6 protein-coding genes are annotated in these 14,498 nt (G+C 64.5%); 2 read left to right on the top strand and 4 right to left on the bottom strand.

Annotation, left to right across the window (positions count from 1 at the left end; translation table 11 throughout):
• Positions 1-163: 163 nt before the first annotated feature.
• Both AB0B72_RS34145 and AB0B72_RS34140 read left to right on the top strand, forming a co-directional pair.
• The gene (locus AB0B72_RS34145) at positions 164-10,750 is read left to right on the top strand and encodes an RHS repeat-associated core domain-containing protein (protein ID WP_367743513.1); all 10,587 of its coding nucleotides are present in this window, start codon (positions 164-166) and stop codon (positions 10,748-10,750) included.
• A 21-nt stretch (positions 10,751-10,771) separates the two neighbouring features.
• On the top strand, positions 10,772-11,464 hold the full coding sequence (locus AB0B72_RS34140) for an Imm52 family immunity protein (protein WP_367743512.1): 693 nt from the start codon (positions 10,772-10,774) through the stop codon (positions 11,462-11,464).
• Between the two features lie 187 nt (positions 11,465-11,651).
• Here AB0B72_RS34140 and AB0B72_RS34135 read toward each other — a convergent pair whose 3' ends face one another.
• The 4 genes from AB0B72_RS34135 to AB0B72_RS34120 form a co-directional block, all read right to left on the bottom strand.
• Positions 11,652-13,154, bottom strand: coding sequence for a hypothetical protein (locus tag AB0B72_RS34135; protein WP_367743510.1), 1,503 nt, complete (start codon positions 13,152-13,154; stop codon positions 11,652-11,654).
• Positions 13,151-13,537: a hypothetical protein gene (locus tag AB0B72_RS34130; RefSeq protein WP_367743509.1), complete on the bottom strand. Its 387-nt coding sequence runs from the start codon at positions 13,535-13,537 to the stop codon at positions 13,151-13,153. The genes AB0B72_RS34135 and AB0B72_RS34130 overlap by 4 nt, the downstream gene beginning before the upstream one ends.
• A gap of 44 nt (positions 13,538-13,581) precedes the next feature.
• Positions 13,582-13,929 carry a DUF4913 domain-containing protein gene (locus AB0B72_RS34125; RefSeq protein WP_367743507.1) on the bottom strand — a complete coding sequence of 116 codons (348 nt, stop codon included), beginning with the start codon at positions 13,927-13,929 and terminating at the stop codon, positions 13,582-13,584.
• The coding region (locus tag AB0B72_RS34120; RefSeq protein WP_367743506.1) for a type IV secretory system conjugative DNA transfer family protein at positions 13,926-14,498 on the bottom strand (573 nt) is incomplete at its 5' end. The genes AB0B72_RS34125 and AB0B72_RS34120, both read right to left, overlap by 4 nt.

The raw sequence follows: 14,498 nt of genomic DNA, 5'->3' as shown, positions 1-14,498 counted from the left end.
CGTAGTGACCCTACGTAATACCGCAACCGCAAAATAGGCATTGACCCTCTCTTGTCCGCATCGCATGATCCAGTCTGTTTGGTTTTATGCGGGGCTTATGTGGCGCGTTGAGGCGCGTCACAGGGTGGCTAAGGGGACCGGTGTGCCTGCTTCGCGAGTGTGGGTGGAACGTTACATTCCGTCACGGCGTAAGGTTCTCCCGCCGCTGACGGGAGCTGTGGTCTGCCTCAGCATCTTTGTCGCTGGGGTAGGCGTGCCGGACGGGCTTGTGCAGAAAGCTGCCGCGGAGGCGTCGTCATCCACCTCCGAGCGGAGCGTCGACGGGCATCCGGTAGGGCCGAAGCCGGTACCGAAGGGTGCCGAGGATTTGCAAAAGCCGATCAAGCGTGCCGCACCGACGTGGCCGCAGCCGGGTACCGGACGGGTTGATCTTTCCAAGGGGACGGCTGCGGTTACGGTTACCGGCTTGCCGGTGTCTGTGGCTCCGGTGGCGGCGCCCGCCACCCTGAAGACGACCACGAAGCCTGATGGCAAAGCCAGCTCGCCTTCTCCGTCGGCGTCCGCGGCGCTGCAAAGCTCTCCGTCCCAGATACAGGTGGAGACATTCGACAACGCGGTCGCCCGGCGGTTGGGGGGCGTGGGGGTCGCGGTACGGCTGACCCGTGGCGATGGGAGTCCCGCAGCGGCGCCCGCGAAGGTCACCGTGGACTATTCGTCGTTCGGCAACGCCTACTCGGGGGGATTCGCCTCACGGCTCACCGTGCTGAAGGTGCCGGCGTGTCTTCTGGATGCCACGCCGTCGCAGGCGTGCGCGGAGCAGGCAAGGGCGAAGACGCGAACGCTGCCGGTGATCAATGATGTGGCGCGTGGGAAGCTGACCGCGGTTATGGACGCCGCGGCGGCGTCTGCGGGTGGTGCGGTATCGGCAGACGCGTCGGTGTATGTGCTGGCCAGCTCGGCTGCGTCGACAGGCTCGGACGCGGGCGGATCATTCGCGGCCACTGACCTCAAGCCGTCCGGGACCTGGCAGGTCGGGCTTTCCGGTGGTGATTTCTCCTACAGCTACCCGATCTCGGCGGTGCCTCCGCCGGGGGGATCGGCACCGGCACTGGCCTTGCGGTATTCCTCGTCGTCGGTGGACTCGCTGACCTCCTACACCAACAACCAGGCCCCATTGGCGGGCCTGGGCTGGGATCTGAACGCGGGATTCATCGAGCGGCAGTTCGAGTCGTGCGGCCTGCCGGGGAACCGGTTGGAGGGGCACCTGTGCTGGCACTCGCCGGACGAGGACCCGGCAAGTTCTGTGCTGACGCTGTCGGTCGGCGGCCGCTCCTCGCAGATCGTTAGGGAAGCGTCGTCGGGGACGTACAAGACAGTGGAGGACTTCGGCTGGAAGATCGCGTACCTCACCTCGGGGGGTGAAAGCGGCCAGCCGTACTGGCAGGTGACCACACAGGACGGCACGATCTACCGCTTCGGGTACCACCGGGACTCCTCCTGGCAGGTGCCCGTCCTCGGAGACAACGCGAACGAGCCCTGTCATGCCGCGTTCGTGGCATCTGGGACCTCCTACCCGAAGACTCCGGCGTTCTGCTCCGCGCCGTGGCGGTGGCAGCTGGACAGGGAGATCGATCCCAAAGGCAACGTGATCGACTACACCTATGGCCGTGAGACCAACACCTACTGCCGGGCGGGTGGAACGACGTGCACCTGGCTGCCGGACTACACCCTGGCGTACGACCGCGGCGGATACCTGTCGGAGGTCACCTACGGCCACAACGTCAACGTCGCGGGGTCGACACCCACCGGCAAGATCGCTTTCAACGCCGTGGATCGCGGGACGCCCCCCGCGGGGGTCACCGATTGGGAAGACGACACGCCGACGGACCTGTGGTGCGCCGACAGCGCCAATTGCGGGCACAACGGCACTCCGACGTTCTTCACCAGCAAGCGGCTGGACTCGATCACCTCACAATCGTGGAACACCTCGTCCTCCCAGTGGGAGGACGTGACCCGGCTCAACCTGACCTACAAGTGGATCGACACCGACTGCCCGCAGGGCTCTCCCTTCGGCTGCCTTGGCAAGCCGGTGTTGTGGCTGGATCGCATTCAGCCGGTCGGCATGGCAGGAAGCGGGCCGGACATCAAGGCCCCGCCGGTCGACTTCAGCGCGACCATGCTGGACAACCGGGCCGACTACGTGGAGTTCAGCGACGACCACCCGCGTTTCCGGATGCCGCGGATCTCGGCGCTCACCACCGGGCTCGGGGGTGCCACTGAGATCACTTACGGGCAGGCCAACCCGTGTGACGACGAGGGGATGACGGGGTGGGACGTCAGCGCCCAGGACTGCTACGGCTGGGAGCTGTACAACTACACCTTCGGTGAGTCGTCGATCTACCGCAACGGCGCCATCTACAACAAGTGGCTGGTCATGAAGACCACCGAGCGGGACCTGGTGGCCGGGTCCCCCGACCAGGTCACCCAGTACCAGTACGTGGGAAGCCCGGCATGGGCCAAGCCGGTCCCGCTGATCCCCATCCCCCGGCAATGCGTGGGCGACGCCTACCTGCTGGAGGAGAACTACCCATGGCTGCAGACGTGTGATGAGTGGCCGGGCAACTGGACGGAGTTCCGCGGCTACCAGACCGTCCGCGTCATCAAGGGGACGATCGGCGGGGACCAGTCCCAGGCAAGCGTGACGGCCACCTCCTTCTACCGCGGGTTGTATGAGGACACGCTGGCCGACGGGAGCCCCAAGCACACTACGGTGACTGACTTCGACGGCACACCGCATGACGACCTTCGTGCGTTTTCCGGTAGAACGCTGCAGGAACAAACCATGCGTATCACCGGCATGTCGACCCCGGTGTATGCGTGTACGTATTCCGCCTGGCGGACCGGGGTGACCTACGACTACGGTGACCGCGTCACCTACCAGAATCATCACTGGGAGGCGATCGTCCCCAACGTCTCGTACTCCAGCGGTCTCAATCCCAGTTACTGGACCGACTTGGGGCCCTGTCCGATGACCACATCGGTACCGAACGCCTTCGGGGAAGAGGCATCGACCCGCTACGAGTACGAGAACGTGGTGACCGGCACCGGGGTGGGCATCTACGACCCGCACCTGGTCAACCAGACCCGCCAGGTCGCCCGGGAGAAGACAACCTCCGGCTGGCGCTACACCGAGGCCAAGACGACCTACAACGCCGACGGCCTGCCGACCAAGGTCAACGACTACGGCGAGCGGGGCGACGCCTCCGACAACACTTGCACCGCCACCACCTACGCCCGCAACACAGCGAAGTGGTTGATCAACTACACGACGTCGGAGGAGGAACACGCCGGGGACGACTGCTCGGCCGGCACACTCCTGAGCCGGACGATCTCCCTGTACGACGGGGCGACCAGCCCTGGATCTAATACGCCGACGCGCGGGGACGTCACCGAGGTCCGCTCCTACTCCACCGCTTCCGACTACTCGACGAACAAATCGACCTACGACAGCTACGGCCGACCTCTCACCTCGACCGACCCGATGAACAAGACGACCTTTATCACCTACACTCCGGCGGTCGGATGGCCGTCCGGCGGGGTGACGGTCATCAACCCGCTGAGCCACACGGTGACCACCTGGTCGTCGCCGTACACCGGCCAGCCGGTCGGGATGCGAGACGCCAACGGCAACGACGTCAACATCGACTATGACGCTCTCGGTCGCACCCTGCAGTTGTGGACGCCTGACGCTCCTAAACCCGACACGGCCCATCCCGATCGCGTCCCCGCCGCCAAGGTCGCCTACACGATTCCCATGAACGCCGATGGCGCGGTCACCGGTCCCGCCTCGACAGCCATGTCTCGACTTCAGTCAGGCTCGGGCGCCTCAGCGAAGTGGGTTACCACCTATTCCTATGAGGATGGGCTGGGCCGTCCGCGGGAAAGCCAGGCCGCCTCTCCTGCGGGCGGGCGGATCGTTCAGGTGACGACCTACGACGGGCGAGGCCTGCAGTCCGCGACCACCGCACCGGTGTACAACTCGTCGGGAGCTGGTTCGGGCCTGCTGAACCCGGTATTGGACTCGTTGCTCCAGTGGTCGAAACCAGAGTATGACGCACTCGGCCGGACCACCGCCCAAGTCGACATGTCTAAGAAGGATGAGCAGCGGCGTACGACGACGAACTATCTAGGGGCCGACAAATACGAGGTCACCCCGCCGGTAGGCGGTAAGACCGTCTACTACACCGACGCCGCCGACCAGGTCACCAAGATCGAGGAATGGCTCACCGGTGGCGGTACCGGCCAGCAGGGCGCCACCGTGGCAGGCCCGGCTGCCACTCCCGCGACTGCGACCACGGCTGAACAGCCAGTTTCCAAGCCCGTCGCAACGGGATCGCCCGCGCCCGCTGACGCCTTGGTCAGGAGGGCGCCTGTCGAGGGAGCCCAAGCGTCGCGCGAGGCCGCCGCCTCCGGCAAGCCGGTCGAGGTGGCGTCCCTGACCACCGCCGACAGCTCCACGGTCGCCAACGCGAATGGCTCGTACACAACGACGATCAGCTCCGCGCCGGTGCGCGTCAAGCGGGGGAACGCCTGGACGCCGATCGATACCACCCTCACGGAGAAGGACGGCGTTCTAGCGCCCAACGCGGGACCGCAAGTGGAGATTTCCACCGGAGGGACCGGGCCGTTCGCCAAGTTGACCGATGAAACGGGTAAGTCCATCGAGTTGACCTGGCCGACGGCACTGCCACGTCCGAGTGTCGCCAAGAATGTGGCGACGTTCGTCGACGCGGCCGGCAGTGGAGCGGATCTCGTGGTCACGGCGCTGCCTACAGGGCTCCGGCATGATGTGGTGCTGCGCAAACGGCCTGACCGTCCCGTTGAGTACCGCGTGTCGATGGACGGCGAGCTGAAGCTGTCGAAGACGCGCCAGGGCGGCTTTCGGTTGAGTGACGCGAAAGGTAAGGCGATCGCTCCCGCGCCCGATCCCGTCATGTATTCCTCCGGTGGAGCAGTCGGAAAGATCGACACCCGCACGGAGAACGACGGTCAGGTCCTGGTGCTCAGGCCGGATGCAGAGTTTCTCACCGATCCGAACACCGTCTATCCCGTCACTGTCGATCCCACACTGACGCTGACCACGACTTATACAACGTCCCTCGCGTCGGGTGCCGCATACATCTCGACCGAAGAGCTCGGTGTGGGCAATCTCGACCTCCTCGATCGATCCCGGTCAGTGCAGCGCTCCTTCCTGCAGTTCGATACCGGCGCTCTTGCCGGGGCTTCCGTGCAGGGGGCGACACTGACTCTGCAGATGGAGACCGCTTATAAGTGCATTCCCGGGGCACTGGCGATGCAGCGGATCACGAGCAACTGGGACTATTCGACCAGGTGGAGCACCCAGCCGTCGGCCACGACCACCGGGCAGGCGACACAGACCGACACTCGATGTCCTAATAACACGACCAATGTCACCGGGTCCATGACCTGGACGGTTACTTCGATCGTCCAAGCATGGGCGAGCGGAACGCCGAACTACGGTTTCCGCTTGATCGGGACGAAAGAAAATACTACGCCGTTCACCGACAGCTACAAGCGTACGTTTTCCTCATACTGGGCAGAGGCGGCGGCGGAGCCGCAGCTGTCGGTTACCTACACCCCTCCGCCGCCGCCCACGTTGTCGAATCCGACCCTGACTCCGGCGACGCAGTCCAACGGCACTATGGTCACCTCCACGCTGACCCCGACCATGCATGCCACCGTGACGGACCCGGTGGGCGGTACGCTCAAGGCCGACTACGAGGTGGAGCACGATCCCGCCTACCCGGCGGAGGGGACCGGCAGCATCTGGACCGGCACCTCGGCAGGGGTCTCCTCCGGCCAGGACGCCCCTCTGGGCATCCCCTCGGGGAAACTCACCGATGGCTGGCACATCCGCTGGCGGGCCCGCGCCACCAACACCGGCTCCTCGACCTCCTCGGCCTGGTCGGCCTGGCAGACCGCGACGGTCACCGTGCCCGACCCGGTGGTCGACCAACTCCAGGTCACCCCGTCCCAGACGCTCGGCGGGGCGCAGGTCACCTCCACCCTCACCCCAGCGCTCGCGGCCCGGGCGACCACCCCTGCCGGTGGGGCCTCCCGGGTGGAGTTCGAAGTGGAGCACGACCCGGCCGACACCACGCACGGCACCGGGACCATCTGGACCGCCGGGGTCAACAACATCGCCTCGGGAAACCAGGCCACTGTCACCGTGCCCGCCGGCAAGCTCGCCGACGGGTGGAAGGTCCGCTGGCGCGCCCGCGCCGTCGCCGCCGGGTCCAACGCCTCAGCGTGGACGGCCTGGCAGGGATTGACCGTCACCATCCCGGCCGCAGCGGTCGCCCAGCTCCAGATAACCCCCTCCCAGGTGACCGGCGGCACGACCGTGGTCTCCTCGCTGACGCCACAGCTTCTGGCCACGGTGACCGACTCCTACGGCGCACCGCTGCGCGCGGAGTTCGAAGTCGAGCACGACCCGGCCGACACCGCGCACGGCACCGGCCAGATCTGGACGGCGGCGGCCGACAACGTGGCCTCCGGCACCCAAGCGGCCGTCACCGTGCCCGGCGGGAAGCTGGTCAACGGCTGGGGGGTGCGCTGGCGCGTCCGCTCCGTCAACACCGCCACTCAGGTCTCATCGGCTTGGACGGACTGGCAGCTCGCCACGATCGACGCCGGAAACGTCCCAGCCGACCCGGCCGTGACCGCTCTCCAGATCACGCCCTCCCAGGTCGTGGGCGGGAGCACGGTCACTCCGTCGCTGACTCCGCACCTGCTGGCCCAGGTGACCAATCCGGCCGGCGGGACGCTGCGGGCGGAGTTCGAGGTCGAGCATGACCCGGCCGACACCGCGCACGGCACTGGGAGCATCTGGACCGGCGCGCTCGATGACGTTCCGGCCGAAACGCAGGCCTCGGTCGCCGTACCTGACGGGGCGCTGACCGAAGGCTGGACGGTGCGCTGGCGGGCCCGCGCCCTGGCCGGTAGCGCGGCCTCGGCCTGGTCGGACTGGCAGACCTTCCGCGTGGACCTGCCCGACCCGGTGCTGGGCGCACTCCAGGTCACCCCCTCTCAGGCCGTCGGCAGTACCACCGTGACCTCCACCCTGACCCCGCAACTGCTCGCGCAGATGACCGACCCGGCGGGCGGCAAGGTACGTGCGGAGTTCGAGGTCGAGCATGACCCGGCCGACACTGTGCACGGCACGGGGAGCATCTGGACGACCGCCGTTGACGACGTGACGTCGGGGACCCAGGCGTCCGTCACCGTGCCCGACGGGAAGTTCGGCGACGGGTGGCTGGTGCGCTGGCGGGCCCGGGCCGTCACTCCTGGGGGGACGACCGCTTGGTCGGCGTGGCAGCCGCTGACCGTCGTCGACGCCTCCCAGCTCCCGGTGGTCGAGGGCCTGCGCACCCAGCCGTCCTCGGGCGGCACCACCAGCACACTCACCCCCGCTTTGATCGCCAAAGTCAGCGTGCCCCAGGGCGGTCAACTCGGCGCCGACTTCCAGGTCGAGCACGACCCGGCCGATACCGCGCACGGCACGGGGAGCATCTGGACCACATCGATCACCGGCGTCTCCTCCGGCAGCGACGCCGCCGTCACTGTCCCCGCCGGGAAACTCGCCGGTGGGTGGAAGATCCGTTGGCGTGCCCGCGCGACCCGGGGCGGCGTTCCCTCCGACTGGGCCTCCTGGCAAACCATCACCGTCAGCCCCGCCACGCACTACGACACGACGTATGAATACGACCGCAACGGGAGGCTGACCAAGCAGACCGACGCCAACGGCAATGTCCGCACCTTCACCTACGACCTTCTCGGCCGCCGCACCGCCGCCCACGACCCAGACGCTGGTAACTCCAACCAGGCCTACGATGACGCTGGCCGTCTATTGTGGGCGACCAATGGCAAGGGCGAGAAAATCTCCTATTCTTACGACGACCTGGGACGCAAGACTGCTATCTGGTCCGGGGAGACCGAGACCGGCACCAAGCTAGCCGAATGGGTGTATGACACCCTCGATAACGGCAAGGGCAAGCTGACCGCCGGGACCCGATACGTTGATGGCAATGCGTACGTCGATGCTGTGACGGGCTACGACCGGATGAACCGTCCGATCGGCTCTAAGGTGACGATTCCTTCCTCGGAAGGATTGCTAGCGGGGACTTACGTCTTCTCAAATAATTACACAGCCACAGGGGCGATTGCGGCATACGAAATGCCCGCTGCGGGTGGACTGCCCCAGGAAAAAGTAGTCGCAACCTACTCCGAGCTAGGCCTGCCGCAAGCACTCACCTCCAACCTTGGAGGTGGCTTCACCTACGTTGACTCCACTTCCTACAAGCCCACCAGCAAACTTGCTGAGCGTGCCTATGGCGCGGGCGGGAAGATTAAGCGCGTACTGACGTGGGACGATACAAACGGATGGGTAAACCGAGTTACTACCACAACCCAAGTAGGAACCTCTAGCCCTCATGTTGCACAGGACGATCAATATTTCTACAATACCGCAGGCGCAATTACTCGCGTCCTAGATGCCGCCTCCACAGTGGGCGCTGGCTCAGGTCAGTCAGAATGCTTCACCTACGACGGACTACGTCGTCTAGCACAAGCTTGGACCACAACCGCTACAGACTGCGTTGCAGGACCAACCAATGCAGATGGCTTAGGCATAGACCCTTACACTCAGTCCTACACCTACGACGGCGTCGGAAATATCACCAGTGTGGCCACGGGTGGACAGACTTCCACCTACTCCTATCCGGAGCCCGGCGATTCCGTTTCAGGGCCAAACGCAGTCACTGCTATCACGCATTCCGGCAGCGCTGACGCCTACGTCTACGACACGGCAGGACGACTCACTTCCCGCACCGTTGCAGGAAAGATCGAAAAATTTGACTGGAACGGACTTGGCCAACTAGAGAAAGCCACCATCGACGGGCAAGACACCACGATGGTATACGACGCAGACGGAGACCGTCTGATACGCCGTGATCCAGACGGAAAGTCAACTCTCTACCTCGGCTCAATGGAGATCGAGGCTACTAGCAACACAATCTCCGGGAAGCGTTACTACACCACCCCCGATGGGGCCACGGTAGCAATGCGCGTTGGTGGCAGCGGGGTCACCTGGCTGATGTCCGGTCTGCACGGCTCTACCCAGCTTGCCATTGACGACGCGACTGGAAGGGTATCCCGCGAGCGTTATCTCCCCTACGGTCAGCGTCGCGGTAGTGACGACTTGCCGTTCACAGACCACGGATTCTTGGGCAAGGTGGAAGACGGCACGACCGGGCTGGACTACCTTTCTGCCCGATATTATGACCCTGAGATCGGTAGGTTCGTTTCCCCGGACCCTCTTCTGGATCTGCGCCGGCCTCAATGGGCAAATCCATACGAATACGCAGGTAATAATCCTATCGGCATGTCCGATCCAACGGGCCTGGGCACCACTTGCGATCCCCAGGATAAAGGGTATAAGGAGTGTAGAAGAGGCGAGCAAAACCGCAGGTTGCACGACCTCTACTGTAAGAACCCAAACTCCCGAAAGTGCAAGGAATGGAGAAAGGGGGAACTCAAGAGGCAGCTCAATGAACTTCGTAACACCATCGATCCGGACGATATTCCCGCCGGGTACGGAAAAGTAATATGTGGAAGTAACGCCCGGGGCGGGGACGTCAACTATTGCGAAACCGTCTGGGGAACAGACGCGATTGGCGGGCTCCTCCTCTGGTATTTCGGTGTTGATGCGATTGACAGCTGTCTTACTAGTCCAAACATTCAGGACTGCTTCAACGGCCTCGTCTCCTCGCTGCCTGCCAGTAAAGCCTTGCAATATTTCAAAACTGTGCGCAAATTTACCGGCTGCAGCAGTTTCGTGCCCGGCACCTCGGTACTTATGGCGAACGGATCCCAAAAACCGATCGAGGAAGTTGAAGTCGGCGACACTGTCTTAGCCACTGATCCAATTACGGGCAGCACCGCAGCGAAGACGGTCATAGCTCTGAGCGTTAACGAGGGCGATAAGAGCCTAGTTAAGGTCACACTTAGAGCTGACGCCGATAATTCTGCAGAAACTGCAACTATCATATCTACTGCAGAGCATGCCTTTTGGGCAAGTGATCAGGGGCACTGGTTGCCAGCATACAACCTGACGCCGGGTATGCGCTTACGAAGTAGCGCTAGCAGGGACTACGTCGTAAGCTCTGTGAAGCTTTTCAAACGGCTCAGGCAGCGAGTGCACAATCTCACTATCGAGGGTTTCCATACATATTACGTTATCGCTGGTACTGTCGATATCCTCGTACACAATGCATCAGGCTGCTGGGCGACACCGGGCGGTCCTGGAAGTTGGGGGTCGGCAAACGAGAGTATGTCTGCGCGGGCAGCGGCGTACCAAATGGAAGTCACCGGTGTTCCTCACGGCATGGTCTACTGGGTGAACGGTGTTAAATTTGACGGTTACCGCGGTGGTGTCCTCATGGATGCCAAGGGACCCGGTTATGCCAAATTTGTCAAAAACGGTCGATTCCAGCCATGGTATAATGGAGCCGACGACCTCGTCGCGCAGGCGCAACGCCAATTGCAGGCGGCTCATGGCACACCAGTAGTGTGGTATGTGGCAGAGAAAGATGCCATGCTTGCTATGCAAAACCTCTTCGCGAGTCGCGGCATTAAGGGCATCACCCTCGTCCACCAACCCGTCTCGTAAGTGAAAGAAGTTAGAGCGATCATGTTCTTTGCTGGAGCATACTGGGGGCCTCGACCTGAGAGCGCGGAGGTCTGTGCGTACAAACTCGCAAACTGCTTGGAAGGATTGAGTAATGCTCATCCCAGCCTCCGGACCTGGTTCAGAACCGGGCGAAGCAAGGCCACTGCGAGGAAGGGGCCAATTGATATTGCGGCTGGAGAGCTGAGTCGGGCATTGAAAGAGGGGAGTAATCGAAGGGATGCCGATAGGTCCATTATCGCGGAGCTAGGGTTTTCTCTCGCACTCTGGAATGGGGGCGAAGCTCCAGTAGGCCTCGCAATCACCTGTGGGGCCGGCTCGAGCGTGATCAGCGAGCCGAACCATCTCGTTCTCGATCTACCAGACCCGGACAGCAACTTGAGCGGGTGCAGCCTCTATGAAAAAGACGTCGCTGCCCGCATGATGAAGACAATGGTTGAAATCTGGCAGCCTGACTATGCCATATGGTCAAGCTACTCTATTCAGACGGAGCAGGCCGAAACTGTAGATATTCCAACGGCAGGGTGGTTTACCTATGTGAAGCCTCCCTGGATGCTAAAGAGAAGCACTGATGCCGGCGTTATGACGGAAGAGTTCGCAGGAGGAACGCTGGCAATTCTCGATGTGCCACCAGTAAAAGTGGCATCCCATGAGGCGGCATCGGTGCGTAAGATGATCTATCGATCCGCGGAATGATCGGGGTGGATCTCTTCTGCTATTTTTTGCAGTAGTCAATTGAGGCGATGCGCCGCGCCGTGACGTGCTGCCTGGTGAAGGACGGCACCAAATGGAAGGTGCTGATGGGGGACTGGCGCCTGGGCGGTGACTTCGTCAGCGGGCAGCTCACAGTGATGATGCAGTCATTCGACTGCTGCGTGGAGGGTCAGGGAAGGCGATTGCGACCGCGGTGGGCGGACGCCGATCTTTGCCCCGGCGGTGCTGTGTGTGGAGTCGTCCCTGGCTCGACAGCCGAGGCGAGGCGGGTGTCTGACACGGTGGTGCGGGTGGACAGCCATTCCAGCCATCGGCTGGTTCCGTCCCGCTCGCGGGCGGCTTGCTGGGTGAAGGCGGTGGGGCTGCGGCGTAGCTCGAGTGCGTGAACCTCGGGCCATAGCTGCGGCCTCTGGTCCGGGTCAGCGGCGAGGAAGATGGCTTCGCTGATCGACCATGACGTGCGGACCTTGGGTGTGGACAGTTCCTCGTAGGCCGTCCGGAGCGCCGATGTGTCTCCGTCCGGTAGGTGATCAGCCTTGCCAGCTCGGATCATGTCGCCTCTATCTTGTTCGGTGACGGCGATGAGTGCTTCGAACGTGTGCAGCACCGATCTGAGGGTCGGCACCATCGCCCCAGTGCTGGTTGCAAGTGCTTGAGGGCTCTTGATCTCGGCGGCATCGTGCGGCGCGGGAGTCCACATTGGGTTGGCGTAGAGCAGTCGTCCGAGGCGGACGGCCACCTGTTCCAGATGTTGCTGGCGCAGTGACCTCGCGACGGGTCCGGGGCGAAGATGGCGCAGCCAGGCCCGGCGTACGCCCTTCCATTCGGCGTGTGACTGGTCCAGGCCGTCGGTGGCGCGTTGCAGGAGCTGGCCGAGGTCGTGCTGGCGGTCGGGGTTCAGCTCATAGGCCCGGCGGGTGAGCTGAGTGAGCATGCGAGCGCTGATGTGAGTGATGATCGAGGCCGCCAGTGCTGTTCGGTGCCATTCCGCTGGTCCCTTGTCGGTGTCGTGGTAGCGCAGGGCGCGCAGAGCTTCGGCACCGGTGGTGATGCCCGCGCGCAGCTCGTCAGCGGTTTGTGCCACCTGCGGGATCGGCTCTGGTGCAGCGGGCTGGTTGAGAGGTACGACTCGCAAGGCGGCGGAGCCGTCCAGCCGCGCTGCCGCGACCATGGGGGACGAGCTCAGCAGGTGGCGCGCTGCCCGGATGTCGGCGGCGTGAGCGTGGGCCGTACGGTCCAGAATCGATGACAGGGCCAGCGCGTGGCCGGCCACCTCGCTGAGCAGGTGGCTGCGGACACGCTGGTCGGTGATGACGGTGGTCCAGTCGGAGCGGGCGTGGGTTCTTCGTGGGGAGAAGTGGGTGGCCAGCACATCGCCGGCGGCTCCCCACGCGACCGCGGCGGCGGACAGATGCAGCGGTATCGGGTGTTGGGCGGATGACCCGTCTGTCTCCCATCGCCCGAGCAGGTGAGAGGCGTGGCGGAGCGGGTTGCCTACTTCCCGAGCGCCTGCGAAGTCGTCGGCGCAGCGGGCGAGCATCGCCGTCAGCGATCGGCCGGCGTCGAAGATCCCCGCCGAGATGCCCGGGTGGATGTCGGCGTGGGCGTGCCGGTCGGCTATCTCCAGGTGGGCCCGTGCGCCGTCGATGAAGTCGCCGAAGGTCGCCGTCATGACGCCAGCAGGTCCCTGATCCGGGCCGCGTGGGCCGCCGCCTTCAGCAGGTCGAGTTGTCGGCTGCCCGAGATGCGCATCGCGGCGTCGAGTAGGACCTCGCAGACCAGGCCGCCCAGCTTGCTCACTTCGGCGAAGTCAGGCGCGTCGACGTCCAATGCCTCATGGACAGCGGCCTTCGGATGGGCGCGAAGTTCGGTCAGGGCCTCGACGGCCGCCTGCTGAAGGAACGCGTAGGAGGCGTACAGCTCGGGCGGCCCGTGCTCCTCGCCGGTTTCCATCGCTGCCGCGATGGCCGCCAGCGCGTCCGCTGCCGCTGCCGTCACGGTCTCGACATCGGCTTGTCGCTGTCCGATCAGGTTGTCGTACGCACGAGTGATCATTGTGGGCTTCCTTCACTCGGTTGGTTCGATGTCACTTCCTGCAGTTAGTCGTCGTCGGGGACGACCCACCACCCGGGTGGGGCCGGTTCGATGACGGCCAGGTGCGGTTCGAGGTGCTCGTCCTCGCTGCACTGGTAGAAGGGGCCGCGGGCACCGAGCAGGATCGGCAACTGGTGATCGAGGTGGTCGCGGTACCAGACGCCCATCCCGGTGCCGGCTTCCAGGCGCAGCGCCTCCCATGCGTGCCACAGCGCGGTCAGGCGGGAGATGGCCTCGGCGTGCTTCCACCACTGGGCGCACCAGCGGTACTCACCGCCGAGCGTGCGCCGGTAGATGGGCCGGAACCGCTCGGTGACCCACTCTTCGAGCGTGGCGTACACCGGCTCAGTCATCGCGCCGCCCCTTCCGTGATGAGTCGTTCGAGCCTGGCGCGGGATGCCTGGATCCGGTCGGCGTCGCGACTGCGATACCAGGGGAGCAGGGAGATCAAGGCGGGGCGCCCGCCGGTGGCCAGGAGCAGCGCGGTCCCTGGTGGCAAGGCGCGGATGGCGGCCGGCTCCAGGATGTCCTGACGGCGCAGCGAGATCTGCTCCGACGCCCGCCCGTCGGCGTAGGAGACCGAGCGGACGGGGACGTCGTGCTGGCCCACGAGCGTGGCGAGGTCGCGGGCCAGGCGGGGGGAGTCGACGCCGGCGCCGATCACCTTGCGGGTCGCCGCGCCCCACATCGCCGCCAAGCCTGCCTCACCCCACACCGTCATGCCCTGTTCGTACGACTGCAGGATCGTCACCGGCACGATGCCGCGCGAGCCGAGGTGACTGTAGAGCTCGGGCAGGTCGGCGATCCGGCAGATGTTGGCCGCCTCATCCAGGCAGACGACCATCGGCGGGTCGAGCCGTCCGCCCAGGCGCTCGGCCCGCCGTTCGGCGGCACGCATGGTGGTGTCGGTGAGCGCGGCGAT

The organism is Microbispora sp. NPDC049125, from assembly GCF_040802045.1.
Taxonomy (GTDB): domain Bacteria; phylum Actinomycetota; class Actinomycetes; order Streptosporangiales; family Streptosporangiaceae; genus Microbispora.
The sequence above is the reverse complement of the archived record's forward strand: the minus strand, read 5'-3'. Positions and strand labels throughout refer to the sequence as shown.